Here is a 16,059-nt window from a genome sequence, read left to right as displayed (position 1 = left end):
GGCCGGGGTGCGCCATGGATTCGCACGCCTGAACGCCGAGTTGACTTGGATGTCAGCGGCGCCCGCGCTCCGGACGCCGCCATGTCAAGCCCTACTACACCTCAACGCACCGCGTTTTCCAGCCACTTGGCATCGATCTCGCCCTCGGCGACGATCACCGCCGGGCCGGTCATCTCGATCTCGCCGTCGGGTCGTTCGGTGATGACGAGCGTGCCGCCGGGGACGTCGACGGTGTACGTCGCCGGGGTGCCCGTGACCGCCGGGTCGGCGCCGTCGCGGCGGGCGGCGGCCACGGCGACGGCGCACGCGCCGGTGCCGCAGGAGCGGGTCTCGCCGGAGCCGCGCTCGTGCACGCGCATCGCCACGTGCCGGGGGCCGCGGTCGACGACGAACTCGACGTTGACGCCGTCCGGGTAGGCGGAGGCGGGGCTGAAGGGGGGCGCCGTGTACAGGTCCCCGGCGTCCGCGAGGTCGCCGACGAACGCCACCGCGTGCGGGTTGCCCAGGTTGACGTTGCGCGCGGGCCAGGTGTGCGCGCCGACGCTCACCGTGACGTCCCCCTCGGGGAGGCGGGCGCGGCCCATGCCGACCGTGACGTCGCCGTCCTTGTCGATGTGGACCTTCTTCACGCCCCCGCGGGTGGCGACGGCGAGGTCGCCCTCGGTGACATGACCGGCGTGCAGGAGGTAGCGCGCGAAGACCCGCACGCCGTTGCCGCACATCTCGGCGATCGATCCGTCGCCGTTGCGGTAGTCCATGAACCACTCCGCCTCGGCCGCCCACTCCTTCGCCTCGGGGTGCGCGGCGGACCGTACGACGTGCAGCACGCCGTCGCCGCCGATGCCCGCGCGGCGGTCGCACAGGGCGGCGACGGCGGCCGGGGAGAGGTCGAGGGCGTTCTCCGGGTCCGGGAGGATCACGAAGTCGTTCTCGGTCCCGTGTCCCTTGAGGAAGGCGATGCGCGTGCTCATCCCTCGATTTTACGGGAGCGCTCCGCAGGGAGGGCCGACGACGGGTGCGGGCTAGCGGAGCCGTGCCACCCGCCATACGGCCAGGAAGGCGACCGCGGCGACGACCAGGGCGTAGGCGAGGACGAGGCGCCAGTCGGGGCGGCGGCCGGAGCCGCGGGCGGGGAGGCCGGGCCACGTGTAACCGACGCGGCGGGCGGCCATCATGCCCCAGCCGGCGGCGGTGGCGCAGATCAGCAGGCCGAGCATGGCGACGACGGCGCCGCCGTCACCGAACTCGAAGGCGAGTGGGAAGGCGAACATCAGGGAGCCGACCGCGGCGAGGCCCACGATGGGCGCGAGCTGCCAGAGCCGCAGCCTGCGCTGGGGGCGCAGCTCGACCTCGACCTCCGGCCCGGACATCTCGTCCGGTTCCGGTCCGTCGTCGCTCACGCCGCCGGGCGTCTGGTCGTCGGGACCGTCGGGGCTCAGCGGTTCGCCGTCGGGATCCAGTGCGTACCCCTCGGTAACCAGCTGCTCCACGTCCTCCGCGGTGCCCTGCTCCGTGCCTTGTGCGGTGTCGCGAGGGCCGGCCTCCATCGCCACGCGCCCTCCCAACTCGGACTCCACTTGGTCGATCGAAGCTCGATGATGGCACGCCCCCGGAGGCCGGGATGACCGCCGGGGCGACCCGATGCCATGACGTGATCAGGCTGTGACCGGTCGTTCGATCAACGCCAGTGCGAGCTGCGGGAGTTCCGTCAGGTCGGCGAGACCCCCCTTGAGCCAATGCACCCGCGGGTCGCGTCTGAACCATGAATCCTGGCGGCGCGCGAAGCGCTTGGTGGCACGCACGGTCTCGGCCCGCGCCTCGTCCATGGTGCACTGCCCGGCGAGCGCCGCGAGGACCTGCTGGTAGCCGAGCGCACGCGACGCCGTACGCCCCTCGCGCAACCCCTGCGCCTCGAGTGCGCTCACTTCGTCGACCAGGCCGGCGTCCCACATGCGGTCGACGCGGCGGGCGATGCGCTCGTCGAGTTCGGGGCGCGCCACGTCGACGCCGATCTGGACGGTGTCGTAGACGGAGTCATGGCCCGGGAGGTTGGCGGTGAACGGCTTTCCGGTGATCTCGATCACTTCCAGGGCGCGGACGATCCGTCGGCCGTTGCTCGGCAGGATGGCGTGGGCGGCCTCGGGGTCGGCGGCGGCGAGCCGGGCGTGCAGCGCGCCGGAGCCGCGCAGGGTCAGCTCTTCCTCCAGCCGGGCGCGGACCTCGGGGTCGGTGCCGGGGAACTCCAGGTTGTCGACGGCCCCCCGGACGTACAGCCCGGAGCCGCCCACCAGGATCGGCCAGCGGCCGTCGGCGAGCAGGGCGTCGATGCGGGCGCGGGCGAGCCGCTGGTACTCGGCGACGCTGGCGGCGGCCGTGACGTCCCAGATGTCCAGGAGGTGGTGCGGGACCCCGTCGCGCTCCGCGGGGGTCAGCTTGGCGGTGCCGATGTCCATCCCCCGGTAGAGCTGCATGGAGTCGGCGTTGACGACCTCGCCGCCGAGGCGCTGGGCGAGGAAGACGCCCAGATCGGACTTTCCGGCCGCGGTCGGTCCGACGACGGCGATGACCCGTGGTGGGGGAACTGCGCTACTCACCGACCCAGTCTCGCAAATGTCGGGGCCTCTTCTCGAACGAGCTACGTGACGCGGGGCAGCCGGGGTCGTTGCGTGTTGCGAGTTCGAAGCGCCGGTTTCGAGTGCCGGCGGCCCGGATGACGCAATGGGACGCTCCGGGAGAGCGCGGGAATTAACCCGCATGATTAGCATTGAGGTTGATATGGGCGTTTTCTCACTGTTCCGGCGTAAGGCGAAGAACCCGGACGAGGCCGCCGTGACGGCGTCCGAGCCGGCCGCCGGGACGGAGGCGGAGAAGTCGGACGAGGCGAAGGGATCCACCGAGGCCGCCCAGCCCGAAGCGGAGGCCGAGAACACGGCCGAGGCGGCGGAGGAGACGGCCGAGCCCCTGGCGGAGGTCGTCGACACGGCGGACGACGTGGAGATCCCCAAGCAGCAGACCGCCGAGCAGGCGGCCGACAACGAGGCCGGTGAGAACGCCCGCAAGTGACTGACCCCGCGCGGGAAGGTGAACCATGGGTCTGCTGGACAATCTGAGAACCAAACTCTCCCCGGCCAAGGAAAAGGTCTCGCACCTCGCACAGAAGCACGAGGACAAGATCCAGCACGGTCTCGACAAGGCCGCGCACACGGTCGACCGGAAGACCAAGGGCAAGTACAGCGACAGGATCCAGTCGGGCACGGGCAAGGCGAAGCACGCCATGGACCGACTCGCGCACAAGGAGGAGGGCGGCGGTCCCACGCCCCCGCCTCCGGCTTCCTGAACACAGGCACATCGTCGGACGGCCGCGGAGCCTCGCGCTCCCGGCCGTCCGCCGTGTCCGGCCGCCGCTGCCGGGCTACGACCGCTATGACCAGGCGGCCACCAGGTAGCCCACGCCGTACGGCGCGTCGTCGTACAGCAGGCTGCCGGCGAGTCCGGCGTCCTCGGCGGCGCCCGCGAGGATCTGCCAGGGGGCGCGGCCCGAGGCCTGCAGTTCGCGGGCGAGCCCGCTGTCCAGCGCCTTCAGGGCCTCGATGTCGGCGTCGGCGAGCGCCCGGGCCACCTCCGCGTCGAAGCCGGCCGCGCGGTCGTCCAGGTACCCCGGGGCCTTGAGCGTGCGGCACGCGCTGGCGTCCCCCATCACCAGCAGGGCCACCCGCCCGGCCGACCCGGCGATGTCCCCTCCGATGTGGATACACCGCTCGACGGTGATCGGTTCCGCCACCCCGAGCCCTTCCATCGGGGCGTCGGCCCAGCCCGTGCGGTCGAGCAGCCAGGCGGCGACGGCGAGGGAGGCGGGCAACCGGACCTCCGTACCGTCGCCATGGCCCAGGCGGACGTCGAGGTCCACCCCGAAGCCCCGGAACGAGCCCCGTGCGCCTTCCGGATACGACCCGTCCTGTGCGGCGGGCCCGACGACCACCAGCCGGTCCGGCCGGGCCGCGGCGAGCACCCCGAGCACGTCCGCGCACGCGTCCCGCGCCGCGTCCAGCTCGGGCGCGGCCCCCGCGGCGACCACGGGCACGAGCAGCGGCGGACAGGGACAGACGGCAGCGGCGACAAGCATGAGGCGCAGGGTAACTTCCGCGACCGGGGGTGACACACGCGCCCTTCAGGGGCGCGGGGAACTGCGCGAGCAACCCCCCACACACCGGCAGCCCGCGAACAACCGACAACGACCGAGCCGACCCCGCTACTGAAGAACCCCGCACCCACCGGTGGTGGCCGCCGGCAACGGCTCCGGAACCCCGATCTTCGGCAGCCCCAGCATCACCCCGGCCCCCTTCTCCGCCGGAAGGGCATGCCGCTTCTCCCAGGCGTCACCCGCCCGGGTCCGCCGCACGCCGAGGACGGCGCCTTCGGCGAGGAGGTGGTGCGGCGCGGCGTAGGTGATCTCGACGGTCACGACGTCGCCGGGGCGGACCTCCTGGTCCGGCTTGGTGAAGTGGACGAGGCGGTTGTCGGGGGCGCGGCCGGAGAGCCGGTGGGTGGCGCCGTCCTTGCGGCCCTCGCCCTCGGCGACCATCAGCTCCAGCGTGCGGCCGACCTGCTTCTTGTTCTCCTCCCAGGAGATCTCCTCCTGGAGGGCGACGAGGCGCTCGTAGCGCTTCTGGACGACCTCCTTGGGGATCTGGTCCTCCATGGTCGCGGCGGGCGTGCCGGGGCGCTTGGAGTACTGGAAGGTGAAGGCCTGGGTGAAGCGGGCCTCGCGGACCACGTGCATGGTCTGCTCGAAGTCCTCCTCGGTCTCGCCGGGGAAGCCCACGATGATGTCGGTGGTGATGGCCGCGTGCGGGATGGAGGCGCGGACCTTCTCGATGATCCCGAGGTAGCGGTCCTGCCGGTACGAGCGGCGCATGGCCTTGAGGACCGTGTCCGAGCCGGACTGGAGCGGCATGTGCAGCTGCGGCATCACGTTCGGCGTCTCGGCCATGGCGGCGATCACGTCGTCGGTGAAGTCGCGGGGGTGGGGCGAGGTGAAGCGGACGCGCTCCAGGCCCTCGATCTGCCCACAGGCCCGCAGCAGCTTGCCGAACGCCTCGCGGTCGCCGATGTCGGAGCCGTACGCGTTCACGTTCTGGCCGAGCAGGGTGATCTCGGAGACGCCCTCGCCGACCAGGGCCTCGATCTCGGCGAGGATGTCGCCGGTCCGGCGGTCCTTCTCCTTGCCGCGCAGGGCCGGGACGATGCAGAACGTACAGGTGTTGTTGCAGCCGACGGAGATCGAGACCCAGGCGGCGTAGGCGCTCTCGCGGCGGGTCGGCAGGGTGGAGGGGAAGGCCTCCAGGGACTCGGCGATCTCGACCTGGGCCTCGTCCTGGACGCGGGCGCGCTCCAGCAGGACGGGCAGCTTGCCGATGTTGTGCGTACCGAAGACGACGTCGACCCAGGGCGCCTTCTTGACGATGGTGTCCCGGTCCTTCTGGGCCAGACAGCCGCCGACGGCGATCTGCATGCCGGGGCGGGCGGTCTTCATCGGGGCGAGGCGGCCGAGGTTGCCGTAGAGGCGGTTGTCGGCGTTCTCCCGTACGGCGCAGGTGTTGAAGACCACGACGTCGGCGTTGCCCTCGCCCGCGTCCTCGGGAGCGCGGACGTATCCGGCGTCCTCCAGAAGACCGGACAGGCGTTCGGAGTCATGGACGTTCATCTGGCATCCATACGTACGCACTTCGTATGTCTTGACGTCCACTGCCTGACTCCGGTCGCTGCTGTTGGTCACTCCGTAAGCCTAAGGCAGCGCCCGGGGAGCCCTCGTCCCCAGGCGCTGCGGTCTCAGTGGTCGCCCCGTCGGGGTCAGTCCCTCATGTCGTCCGCGTCGAGCACGGTCTCCGGGATCTGCACGTTGATCAGTTCGCCGGTGCGCTGGTCGACGGTGAGGCCCCGACCCGGTTTGCGGCCGCGCAGATGGGCGTGGGCGAGGCGGGCGCCGATGTAGTCGCCCTCCAGGACGCTCTGCGGGCCGAGGAGGACGCCCTTGCGGTGCCGTCTCAGCGCGCTGAGCCAGCCCATCGCGCCCGTCATGGTCTCGGCGGTGGCGGCGATGACGATGCCGATGCCGTGGTCCCGGCCGGACTGCGCCAGGGAGCGCAGGTTCTGGTCGATGTCCGGCAGGACGAACAGGTCGGCGTCGTCCACCATGACGACCCGGGGTCCGTCGCCGGACTCCAGGGCCTCGGTGAACTCCTCGACCGTGGGTTCGGTCGCGGTGATCAGCCGTACGCCGGGGTGGTCGCCGAGGGTGCGCAGCGGGGACTCGCGGGGCGCGAGGATCACCAGGCGGGTGCCGGCGGCGAGCAGCGAGACGGCCAGGGCGGCCAGGGTGGTGCTGCGGCCGGAGCCGGGCGGGCCGACGACGGAGAAGGTGGGCGAGGTCTCCGCGAAGTCCACGCCGACCGGGGAGACGTCGTCGCCGCCGAGGCCCAGCAGGCCCCACATCGGCCGCCGGCACTCCTCCCCCACCTTCTCGTACGCGTCCGTGAACGTGACCTTCACCGGCAGGGTGCCGATGCGGGCGGGCCGGCGGTCGGCGGGGAGTCCGGCGTCGCGGCGGCCGGCCTCGGCGCCGATCGCGCGCAGTGCCTCGGCCTGTTCCTGGCCGGTGGCGCCGGGGGCGAGCAGGGCGACCTGGATCTCGGTGCCGCCGTCGGAGGTGAAGCCCCGGCCCGGGGGGATCAGGTCGGGGATGTCGCGGGCCCGCCTGCCGACGGCGTGGTAGTCGGTGCGGTCGTTGAGGCGCAGCAGCAGTTTGTTGTCGTTGAGGGCGGTGGCCCGGCCGGACAGCAGGGCGCGTTCGGAGGTGGCGACGACGTGCAGGCCGGCGGCGGCGCCCTCGCGGAGGAACCGGTTGAGCTGCTCCACCAGGCGGCCGCCGTTGTGGTCGGCGACGGCCTCGATCAGCGCGTCCCAGCCGTCGATGAACAGCATGATGTGCGGCGGGCGGGAGCCGGCGCCGACGGTCCCGCGGAGTTCGGTGAGGTTGCCGGCGTGCTGTTCGGTGAGCCGCTCCTGACGGCGTTCCAGTTCGCCGTCGAGCCTGGCGAAGAGTCGTTCGAGGCGCTCGATGTCGCCCCGGGGCACGACCGCGCCGCAGTGCGGCAGGACACCGAGCGCGGTGAGGGCGCCGCCGGCGAAGTCGATGCCGTAGAGGTGGACGTCGGCGCTGGAGTGGCCCCGGGCGAGGGCACCGGCCATGGTGCGCAGCACCTGGGAGCGGCCGGAGCGGGGGATGCCGACGACGTACAGGTGTCCGAACTCGGCGAAATCGAGGCGGACGGGCAGCTGGGCCTGGGCCTCGGGCAGGTCCGACAGGCCCCAGGAGACGGGGGCCAGCCGGGCGCCGCCGGTCTCGTCGGGCTGGGGCAGGTCGTCGATGAGGAGGCTCTGGTCGAGGGCCGGGAGCCAGGGGCTGGGCTGCGGGGCGCAGCCGGTGAGCGCGGACGCCTCGGTGACGGCCGCCACCAGCGCGTTGAGGTCGGTCGGGACGTCCTCGCCGGCCTGGTCCGCCGCCGGGTCGCCGCCCTGCTCCGCCTCCGTCGTGCCGGGGAGTCCGGCGGCGCGGCCGAGGCGCTGCCAGTGGAGTTCGGTGCCCCAGATACGGGACTCCTCCGCGGGGCGCTGTTCCGGGGTCTCCGGGGTGGGCTTGGCGCCGGGCATCGGGGTGCCCGCGTAGGCGGTCTGGAAGGGGACGACGGTGCCGTGGCCGAGGCGGGCGAGGGCGCGGCCGGGGGTGGCCGCGGAGATGCTGACGGCGTCCTTGGTGTCGATCACGTCCATGCTCTCGGAGCTGTCGGTGACCCGGAGCGCGATCCGCAGGTTGGTGTTGGCCCGGATGTCGGAGCTGACCACACCGGCCGGGCGCTGGGTGGCCAGGACCAGGTGGATGCCGAGGGAGCGGCCGCGCTGGGCGATGCTCACCAGGCCGGGGATGAAGTCGGGGATCTCCCGGTAGAGGGTGGCGAACTCGTCGATGACGATCACCAGCCGGGGTACGGGCAGGAGGTCGGGCGTACGGCGGCGCATCCCCTGGTACTCGGGGAGGTCCTTGGCGCCCGCGTCGGCCAGGATGTGCTCGCGGCGGGTCAGCTCGGCGGCGAGCGAGGTCAGCGCGCGCTGGACGAGGTGGCTGTCGAGGTCGGTGACCATGCCGAGGGTGTGCGGCAGGTCGACGCAGTCCTTGAAGGCGCTGCCGCCCTTGTAGTCGACGAGGACGAAGGTGAGTTCGTCGGGCCGGTTGACGGCGGCGAGGGTGGCCACGAAGGTCTGCAGCAGTTCGGACTTGCCGGAGCCGGTGGTTCCGGCGACCAGGCCGTGCGGGCCGTCCTTGACCAGGTCGAAGGCGATCGGACCGTCGTAGCCGGCGCCCAGCAGGACGCCGGTGGAGGCGGGCCGCCGCTCCCAGCGGGCGGCGATCTGCTCGCCGCTCGGCTCGGGCAGGCCGAGGAGTTCCAGGAGCCCCACCTCGGTGGGCAGGCCCTCGGAGGCGTCCGGGGTGACGTCGCGGATCGGGGCGATGCCCCGGGCCACGCGCTCGCACCACTCGGGTTCGACCAGGTCGGGGCGGATGTCGGTGATGTCGGGCCGGCCGGTGCGGCGCAGGGTCAGCCGGTGGTTCTCGTGGCGGACGACGGCGGTGCACTCCTCCGGCAGGAGGCGTTCCTCCTGGTCCAGGCAGAGCGGGAAGATCCGGACGGCCGGGCCCTCCTTGAGGATCGACACCACGCCGGGTACGTCGCGCAGGCGCCGGGCGCCGTCCATCACCACGAGGACATCGGGTTCGCTGAGCAGCGCCTTGCTCATGGTGGACTCGGCGGCCCGCTGGCGGGTGCGCAGGGTGGAGACGAGTTCGGCGACGCGGTTGGCGACCGTCTCCGGGTCGTTGCCGATCAGGGTGACGGCGCCGCCGCGGATGCCGGGCAGGCCGTCGCGGGAGTGCGGCAGCCAGCGCGCCCAGTGCCAGGAGTCCTCGGCGGCCTTGTCGGTGAGGACGACGATCCGCAGGTCGCGCGGGGTGTGCAGGACGGCGGCCTGGGCGGTCATCCAGCGGGCCAGCGCCTGCACCGGAGCGGTCGCGCCGGCCAGGCCCACCACGCCGCTCTCGACGAGGTCGACGCCGACCGGGGCGTCCGGGATGGTCCAGTGGACGGCGGTGTGGTTGTCCTCGCGGGCGGTGTCGTCGATGCCGAGCAGGGAGGGCTGCGGGGCGGTGCCGAGGCGCAGGGACAGGTGGTCCGGGTCGCCGCGGCGGCGCTCCCACAGCCTGCGGCCCGGGCCGACCGCCCAGAGGCCGGCCACGGCGGGGTCGGGGGCGCTCTCGGTGCGCAGCCGTCGCTCGGTGGCGACCTTCTGGCGGACGTCCTCCTCCAGCGAGGCGCGGCGCTGCCGGTAGACGCTGGACTTCTCCTCGTAGTCCTTGCGGGCCTGGCGTCGGCCGCTGACGTAGTTCGCGGCGATCAGCACGGGCGAGAGGAACATGAAGATCAGATAGAAGTACGAGTTCAGGAAGAACATCATGCTGACGCCGAAGACCATCGGGGCGAGGGCCACGAGCAGCGGGATCGGGCGGCGGGCGGGGGGATCGGGCGGGCCGGGGAGCCGGAACCGCTCGGGCGCGAGGTGCGGCAGGATGCGGGGCGGGCGGTTGTAGTCCAGGCCGCCGCCGCCCTCGGACGGCACCACGGCGGCGTCCCTCACGGTCGGTTCGGTCAGCCGCAGCAGATGGTCGCCGACGGACAGTTCCGCGCCTACGGGCCAGAGCACCCAGCCGTCGGGGAGTTCCGCGCTGTCGTCGTCGGCCTCCTCCGGGTCGATGTCCTCCTCGTCCTGCTCCACGAGCGGCAGCAGCGGGGTGTTGGGGCGGCCCCGGTGCTCCGGCGGCTCCGGGACGGAGAGCCGTGCCGGGCCGTCCTCGGGCAGCTCCACCACGGCCGAACCGTCCGGGCGTACGGTCACCCGGATGCCCTCGCCCGGCATGCCCCGGCCGTCGAGCGGGACGGCGGCGTCCGCGAGCGGGCCGAGGCCGTGCGTGCCGAGGCCGAGCGGGTGGACCCGTCCGGCGTCCGGGCCGCCCACCACCTGGAGTTCGACCACGGGTGAGTGGTCCGCGCGGTGCGGCTGCGGCATGGCGTCGCGCTCGGGGCCGTAGGCGGTGGCCGGGGGCGGCTGCGGGGCGCCGAGGGCGACGACGCTGCCGTCCATCAGGCGCGTGGCGGCCAGCGGGGTGCCCGGGGCGAGGGCCTCGTCGCCCAGGTAGCAGGCCGGGGCCGGTCCCGACGCGGCGGGTGCGAGTCCGGTCTCGTCCGTGTCACCGGCGCGCAGCCGGGCCAGATGGGCGGCGACGTCCTCGACGGGCGTGCTCCCGGAAGCGCTCAGCAGGACATCCTGCCGACCGGTGGCGTCACCGTCGGCGACCGTGGTGATGAGGAGTTTCACTGCTCCCCTTGGGGGTGCTCGGGGGTGGGTTGGTGGGTGGGGCTTGCGGGGGTGGGGGGTCGGGCCGGTGGGGGGGGGCAGGCCGGTGGGGGGCGGGCCGGTGGGGCTCCGGCCCGGTGGGGGGTCCGGCCCGGTGGGGGGGTCCGGCCCGGTGGGGGGCCGCGCCCTGTGGGGGTCAGTCCTCTCGGGCTCCGGAGGATGAGGCGGCGGAGGTGGTGGTGCGGTCCCGGGCGGCGGCCGGTTCGGCGAGCAGCTCGGAGGCGGTGGCGGTCCGGGCGGCGGCCGGGGCCTGGAGGGCGGACGCCGGTACCTCCTCCTGCAGGGCTTCGGTTTCCTGGAGCACCTGGGTCTCCTCGGCCTCCCGGCCCACGTGAATCGGCTGGGTCTCCTCGGCTCCCCGGGCGATCTGAATCCGCCGGGTCTCCTCGACCTCCCGGCCCACCCCGACCCGCCGGGTCTCCTCGGCTCCCCGGACGACCTGGAGCGGCCGGGTCTCCTCGGCCTCCCGGCTCGCCTCGCTCCGTCGCGTCTCCTCGACCTCCCGGCCCACCGCGATCCGCCGGGTCTCCTCGAACTCCCCCCGCCGGGGATCGCCGTGGTCGGGGCGAGGTGGGGTGGGGTGGCTTCGGCGTGGGGGCGCTTCGCGGCGGAGGCGGCGGCGGTCTGTGCGGACGGCGGTGGCGACGGCTCTGCCGAGGGGGGACGCGTCCGCGTTCAGGTCCAGTTCGGGCGCGACCACACGGCCGCGGCCGTCGACCCGCAGGGCCCAGCTGTGGCCCGCGACCCGGCCGTCGATCAGGCAGACGACGGCACCCGAGGCGGCGAGGGCGCCGAGCCGCCGCGCCTGATCCGGGCCCGGGGCGGCGCAGACGACCACGGTCGTACCGGCGCGCCCGGACTCGTCGAACTCACCGGCGCCCTCGGCCTCCCGGCCCTCCCCGGCCGTCTCCTCCAGCTCGCGCAGGACGGCGTCGAGCCGCTCCCCCCGGTACTGCGGATGGACCCCGTCCGTGACGGTGACCGAGGCCCCGCTGCCGGGCCGGTCCAACTGGGCGGCCAGCGCCTGGATCAGCCGGCCCCGGGCGGCGGTGTCGCCCTCGACGGTGATCAGCCGTGGTCCGGCGGTCAGATCGAGGTGGACGCAGGCGTCGTCCGCCATGCCGACGGCAACCGGCAGCGGACGGATCCGCGACGCACCGGTGCGCGGGCGCCCCTGTGGCAGCCCGTCCGCCTCCGCGAGAGGCAGCTCCCAGCCCTGCGGGCCGGGCTCGTCGGACGCCTCCCACGGGGCCGGCGGCTCCGGCAGCGGGCGGGCCGCGATCTGCACGGCCACCAGCCCGGCCCGCGTGCGCACGGCGTGCGGGACCGCGCCCGGCGCGTCGGCCAGCGCCGTCGCCGCCGCGTCCAGCAGCCGTCGTACGAGCAGGCCGCCCCGGGGGTCGGACAGATGACGGGCCAGGGCGCGCACGCCGCGCCGGTGGCGCCGGTAGCCGCGCAGGGGTTCACCGAACGCCCGCCGGGTCAGGGTCAGTTCACGGCCGAGCCGACGTCGGAAGCGCCGCCAGCCGCCCCGCTTGCGGACCAGGTGCCGCAGCAGCAGGAAGAGCAGCAGCAGGACGACGACGCCCACGATGAGGACCGTGAGCAGGGACTCGTTCGGCTTGCCCAGCGCGAGGGCCGGGGCGGACCCGGCGGGCGTGGTCATGCCGCCGCCCGCGTGTGCTCCGGGTGCCGGCGGCGCAGCTCCCGTATCGCGTGGTGGGTGCGGGACTTCACCGTGCCCGGCGGGATGCCCAGGGCGTCGGCGGCGTCGCTGCCGGTGTGGCCGAGGACGTAGACGTAGAAGAGCACCTCGCGGTGGGAGTGCGAGAGCCGGGAGAGGGCGTGGACCAGGAAGCGGCGCTGGTCGGCCTCGCTCATGGGGTCCACGGTCTCGGCGTGGTGCTCCAGGGTGTGCTCCTGGGTGACCTCGTGGTGCGGCCGCTCGCGGCGGGCCCAGTCGATCACCAGGTTGTGCGCGACCCGCATCAGCCAGGCCCGGGACGGCGACCAGCCCGGGGGCTGGGTCGCGATGCTCTGCCAGGCGCGGACCAGGGTCTCCTGGACGAAGTCCTCGGCGCGCTGCCGGTCACCGCGGATCAGTCCGGAGACATAGCGGAGCAGCGGGCCGTGGTGCTCTTCGTAGAGCCTGCGGATCGAACCGTCGCCGGCGAGCGGCGTTTCGCCGGAGACGGGTGGCGCTTCCCCGGAGGCGGGAGCGCTCCCCGTCACGACGGGTCTGGGTATGGACGTTCTCATGAATTCCCCCAGGGCCGGCGTGAGTCTTCTGTGCCGGTCCGGTCGGGCGCCGCGGCGGCGGCGTTACTGGGCAGGGCTGAGCAGGGCTGAGCGCGGGTACCCGGGATGACCTCGCGGTTCATGGGTGGAAGGCGAGGTTCCGCAAGAGGGAGTCTATGAGTGCTTCTGCAGCTTTCAAGGGTTCCTGAGAGGAACCTGAGGTTACCGATGAGTTGTCCGAAAACCCGAACAGGGGTGCCGGTCCGGGGGAGTGGACCGACACCCCTGCGCAAGGGACACCGACAGAAGGGGGATTCCGGGGCGGTGTCCCGGCTCGGGGTGGACCCGGATCAGCTGGGGATGCCGCCGGCGATCTGCGAGTCCAGGTTGTTGACGGCGTTGCAGATGTCCCGGAACTGCTTGGAGAACTGCGTGATGTTGTTCACAGCCTCGGTCAGCGACTTGTTGAAGTTCGCGTAGGACGTCTGCATCTTCGGGCTGGTCGCCGTCAGCAGCAGACCGCCCTGGAGGAGGTTCTCGACGTCGGCCTGGAGCGAGGACAGCTGGGGGACCAGGGTGTCGCTGACGGCGGAGTCGAGCTTCTTGGCAGTGCTCTCGATTTCCTCGTCGTCGATGACGTTCTTCGGCATGGTGCACCTCGTTCTGTGTGGATGCTGTGTTGATGGGACCCGGCGGCGCGAAGGGCGCGCGCAGGGAGCTTGGGGGTGGGCGCGGGGCGCGTGGGTCAGCGCCAGTTCTCCCCGAGGGAGCCGAGAGGTGGTTCGGCGCTGCTGCGTTCGTGCTGGGTGACGGAGTCCCGCAGGTACCAGGAGCCGTCCTCGGCGCGCTGCCAGATCTCCTGGATCTCGTTGCTCGCGTCGGCGACGAAACGCTGTCCGGTGTTCTCGTTGGTGACGACCTTGGTGACGGAGCCGTCGGCACCGGTGTAGTCGGTGCGGGTGACGCCCTCCTGCACGGTGGTCGTCGTCCCCGGCGCGGTGGCGTCCGCGGGCCGGCCGCCGGAGTCGACCAGCGGGTTCTCCACCGTGAGGTACGCGGGGGGCCGGTCCAGGAACTGCTGGGCGTCCTCCTTGCCGGCCTCGGAGTTGAGGTACTCCTCCTTGTCCATCGTCAACGACCAGTCCTCACCGGGCCGCTTCGTCCAGATCTGGAGGGTGTCCCGGCCGGTCTCGTCGGTGACGTAGCGCTTCATCCACCCGTCGGGCGAGCCCTCGGGGTCGGAGTCCATGTACACCTTGGTGACGGAGCCGTCGGAGCTGCGGATCGTGGTCACGGAGTCGCCGTCGCGGGACAGCGGGTGGTACGTCTCGGAGTACGTCAGGCCCGTGTTCTTGTTGGTGACCGTGGTGGTCGTCTCGACGGGGTCGCCGTGCTCGTCGACCTTGATCTCGCCGTTCTCGTCGAGCTGGTACGACACGGTGGTGGTGCTGTTGCCGTCGTCGATCGTGTAGCCCTTCGGCACGAAGGCCTCGGGGGGCAGGTCGTCCAACTGGCCGCGCATGCCCCGGAGCCGGCCGACGTCGGCGTCCTTGTCCGGGTCCCAGTCGCGCAGCTTGTCGTACTCCTCGCCGAAGCTGTCCTGGAGGTCCTGCTGCCGCTGCTGGACGGGCTTCTCCTCCTCAGTGAGCGCGGTCTGCTCCTTGTCGGTGGCCGACTGGTCGTCCCACAGCTCCTTCTGGCGGCCCTGCAGTTCGTCCGACTCCCGGTCCAGCGGGTCGAGCCGCGTCTGGAGGTCGGCGCGATCGGCCTCCAGGTCGTCCCGCTCCCCCTTCAGGGCGTCCTCGACCTCCTTCTGGGTGGACTTCTCCAGCGCCCAGAGGTCCTTCTGCCTGGCCTGGAGTCCGTCCTGCCGCTCGGAGAGGGGCTCCTGGGCGCGGCTCAGCGCGTCCCGTTCGTCGTCGAGTTCCTTCTGCCGGGCGCGGATCGGGTCGAACGCCTTCTCCTGGTCGCGCTGTTCCTGCTCCAGGGCGTCCCAGCGCGCGGAGAGCCCCTTGCCCTCGGACTCCCACAGGTCGTCGCGCTCCTTGTCCAGGGCGTCCTGGTCGCGCTGCCAGGCGTCGAGGTCGGCCCGGGTCGCGTTCCCGCCGCTCAGCAGGGCCTCCCGTCGCCTCCAGAGGTCTTCCTGCCTCGTCTGCAGCGCGTCCTGCTTGGCGTCGTAGGCCTTCTGCTCCTGCTCCAGGGCGGTGGCCTTCTTCTCCAGGGCCGCGTCCTGTTCCGCGCGCAGGGCCTTCTCCTCGGCCCAGAGCTCCTGCTGTCTGCGCTGGAGGTCCTCCTGCTGCTTGATCAGGGGCTCCTGCTCCTTACGGAGGGCCTCATAGTCCCGCTGCAGCTCGTCCCGCTTGACCTGGAGCTTCTCCTCGCGCTGTTTGAGGAGTTCCTTCTCCTCCTGCCAGAGCCGCTGCTGTCTGGCCTGGAGTTCGTCCTGCTCCTTCAGCAGGGGCGCGCGCCTCTCGGCCAGCTCCTCCTGCTCCTTGTTCAGCTCTTCCTGCCGCTTCTGCTGGGCCGCGGTCTGTTCGTCGATCTTGTTCCGCTTCTCGACCAGCGCGTCCTGTTCCTTCTTCAGGCGCGCCTGCTGGGTGTTGAAGGCGGCTTCCAGTCGTCTGGCCTGGTCGGCGCGGAGCTTGCCGTTCAGGGCCTGCTTGCGGATCTCGTTCTGCCGGTTGGCCTCGTCGCGGACCTGGCCGGTGACCTGCTGGGCCGCGCCGGCGGCGTGCGAGGCGTCCTGGTCGTAGAAGGCCTTGCCCGCCCGGTCGAGCAGGTTGCCGAGGTCCGTCATGGCCTGCCAGCCCTCGCCGAACGACTTCTTCCAGGCGCCGTAGAAGTCCTCCAGCGCCTCGGCCGTCTCCCGGCGCGGGCCGATGTCCCCGGGGGCGAACGTCTTGTCCGTCTTCGAGGCCTGGTCGAGTTCGTCGCGCAGGTGCCACAAGTGGCGGGCGAGGACGGTCATCAGGTCGTAGTCGTAGGAGACGCGCACCATGTCTGCCGTCCTTCCTGGGCGGGGCCGTGTCGGTGAAGCGGGCGGTTTGGTGAGGCGGGTGGATCGGTGAGGCGCGTGGATCGGTGAAGCCGGTGTGGATCGGTGCGGCCGGTCGTGCCGGTACGGCGGTCGTGCCGGTACGGCGGTCGTGCCGGTACGGCGGTCGTGCCGGTACGGCGGTCGTGCCGGTACGGCGGTCGCGCCGGTACGGCGGTCGCGCCGGTACGGCGGTCGCGCCGGTACGGCGGTCGCGCCGGTACGGCGGTCGCGCCGGTACGGCGGTCGCGCCGGTACGGCGG

13 protein-coding genes are annotated in these 16,059 nt (G+C 72.7%); 3 read left to right on the top strand and 10 right to left on the bottom strand.

Features of this window, described 5'->3' with window-relative positions; genetic code table 11:
• Window positions 1-101: 101 nt before the first annotated feature.
• The 3 genes from dapF to miaA all read right to left on the bottom strand — a co-directional run bounded on the left by dapF (window position 102) and on the right by miaA (window position 2,594).
• A complete protein-coding gene (dapF, locus tag ACZ7MG_RS27375) occupies window positions 102-971 on the bottom strand; it encodes a diaminopimelate epimerase (protein WP_471384859.1) in 870 nt (289 codons plus the stop codon).
• Window positions 972-1,022: 51 nt separating this feature from the next.
• A complete protein-coding gene (locus ACZ7MG_RS27370) occupies window positions 1,023-1,547 on the bottom strand; it encodes a hypothetical protein (protein WP_471384861.1) in 525 nt (174 codons plus the stop codon).
• 108 nt (window positions 1,548-1,655) lie between these two features.
• The gene (gene miaA, locus ACZ7MG_RS27365; protein WP_471384863.1) at window positions 1,656-2,594 is read right to left on the bottom strand and encodes a tRNA (adenosine(37)-N6)-dimethylallyltransferase MiaA; all 939 of its coding nucleotides are present in this window, start codon (window positions 2,592-2,594) and stop codon (window positions 1,656-1,658) included.
• Window positions 2,595-2,775: 181 nt separating this feature from the next.
• Between miaA and ACZ7MG_RS27360 the strand changes: the two genes are divergently transcribed.
• Both ACZ7MG_RS27360 and ACZ7MG_RS27355 read left to right on the top strand, forming a co-directional pair.
• Complete coding sequence (locus ACZ7MG_RS27360) at window positions 2,776-3,063, top strand: hypothetical protein (protein WP_471384865.1); 288 nt, start codon at window positions 2,776-2,778, stop codon at window positions 3,061-3,063.
• A 25-nt stretch (window positions 3,064-3,088) separates the two neighbouring features.
• Window positions 3,089-3,337, top strand: coding sequence for an antitoxin (locus tag ACZ7MG_RS27355; protein WP_471384867.1), 249 nt, complete (start codon window positions 3,089-3,091; stop codon window positions 3,335-3,337).
• Window positions 3,338-3,421: 84 nt separating this feature from the next.
• On the opposite strand, the gene ACZ7MG_RS27350 is transcribed toward ACZ7MG_RS27355, so the two are convergent.
• From ACZ7MG_RS27350 to ACZ7MG_RS27320, 7 genes are all read right to left on the bottom strand, one after another.
• Window positions 3,422-4,123, bottom strand: a complete 702-nt coding sequence (locus ACZ7MG_RS27350) for a class III extradiol dioxygenase subunit B-like domain-containing protein (RefSeq protein ID WP_471384868.1) — start codon at window positions 4,121-4,123, stop codon at window positions 3,422-3,424.
• Between the two features lie 126 nt (window positions 4,124-4,249).
• On the bottom strand, window positions 4,250-5,746 hold the full coding sequence (miaB, locus tag ACZ7MG_RS27345) for a tRNA (N6-isopentenyl adenosine(37)-C2)-methylthiotransferase MiaB (RefSeq protein ID WP_471384965.1): 1,497 nt from the start codon (window positions 5,744-5,746) through the stop codon (window positions 4,250-4,252).
• A gap of 104 nt (window positions 5,747-5,850) precedes the next feature.
• Complete coding sequence (locus ACZ7MG_RS27340) at window positions 5,851-10,485, bottom strand: FtsK/SpoIIIE domain-containing protein (RefSeq protein ID WP_471384870.1); 4,635 nt, start codon at window positions 10,483-10,485, stop codon at window positions 5,851-5,853.
• A 175-nt stretch (window positions 10,486-10,660) separates the two neighbouring features.
• Window positions 10,661-12,190, bottom strand: coding sequence for a hypothetical protein (locus ACZ7MG_RS27335; protein WP_471384872.1), 1,530 nt, complete (start codon window positions 12,188-12,190; stop codon window positions 10,661-10,663).
• On the bottom strand, window positions 12,187-12,783 hold the full coding sequence (locus tag ACZ7MG_RS27330; protein WP_471946163.1) for a sigma-70 family RNA polymerase sigma factor: 597 nt from the start codon (window positions 12,781-12,783) through the stop codon (window positions 12,187-12,189). The genes ACZ7MG_RS27335 and ACZ7MG_RS27330 overlap by 4 nt, the downstream gene beginning before the upstream one ends.
• A 329-nt stretch (window positions 12,784-13,112) precedes the next feature.
• A complete protein-coding gene (locus ACZ7MG_RS27325) occupies window positions 13,113-13,412 on the bottom strand; it encodes a hypothetical protein (RefSeq protein ID WP_086748184.1) in 300 nt (99 codons plus the stop codon).
• A 95-nt stretch (window positions 13,413-13,507) separates the two neighbouring features.
• Complete coding sequence (locus tag ACZ7MG_RS27320; protein ID WP_471384875.1) at window positions 13,508-15,760, bottom strand: hypothetical protein; 2,253 nt, start codon at window positions 15,758-15,760, stop codon at window positions 13,508-13,510.
• Between the two features lie 83 nt (window positions 15,761-15,843).
• Between ACZ7MG_RS27320 and ACZ7MG_RS27315 the strand changes: the two genes are divergently transcribed.
• Window positions 15,844-16,059: hypothetical protein (locus tag ACZ7MG_RS27315; RefSeq protein ID WP_471946162.1), on the top strand; the 216-nt coding region annotated here is incomplete at its 3' end.

This window comes from Streptomyces sp. NPDC107538, assembly GCF_055657445.1.
Note: the sequence above shows the minus strand (reverse complement) of the source record. Positions and strands in the feature narration are given on the sequence as shown.

Excerpts from the sequence above, each read along its gene's own strand:
- ACZ7MG_RS27370 (WP_471384861.1), bottom strand. The coding sequence starts at position 1,547 with ATGGAGGCCGGCCCTCGCGACACCGCACAAGGCACGGAGCAGGGCACC.
- ACZ7MG_RS27350 (WP_471384868.1), bottom strand. The coding sequence starts at position 4,123 with ATGCTTGTCGCCGCTGCCGTCTGTCCCTGTCCGCCGCTGCTCGTGCCC.
- ACZ7MG_RS27325 (WP_086748184.1), bottom strand. The coding sequence starts at position 13,412 with ATGCCGAAGAACGTCATCGACGACGAGGAAATCGAGAGCACTGCCAAG.
- ACZ7MG_RS27360 (WP_471384865.1), top strand. The coding sequence starts at position 2,776 with ATGGGCGTTTTCTCACTGTTCCGGCGTAAGGCGAAGAACCCGGACGAG.
- ACZ7MG_RS27335 (WP_471384872.1), bottom strand. The coding sequence starts at position 12,190 with ATGACCACGCCCGCCGGGTCCGCCCCGGCCCTCGCGCTGGGCAAGCCG.
- ACZ7MG_RS27320 (WP_471384875.1), bottom strand. The coding sequence starts at position 15,760 with ATGGTGCGCGTCTCCTACGACTACGACCTGATGACCGTCCTCGCCCGC.
- ACZ7MG_RS27330 (WP_471946163.1), bottom strand. The coding sequence starts at position 12,783 with ATGAGAACGTCCATACCCAGACCCGTCGTGACGGGGAGCGCTCCCGCC.
- ACZ7MG_RS27355 (WP_471384867.1), top strand. The coding sequence starts at position 3,089 with ATGGGTCTGCTGGACAATCTGAGAACCAAACTCTCCCCGGCCAAGGAA.
- dapF (WP_471384859.1), bottom strand. The coding sequence starts at position 971 with ATGAGCACGCGCATCGCCTTCCTCAAGGGACACGGGACCGAGAACGAC.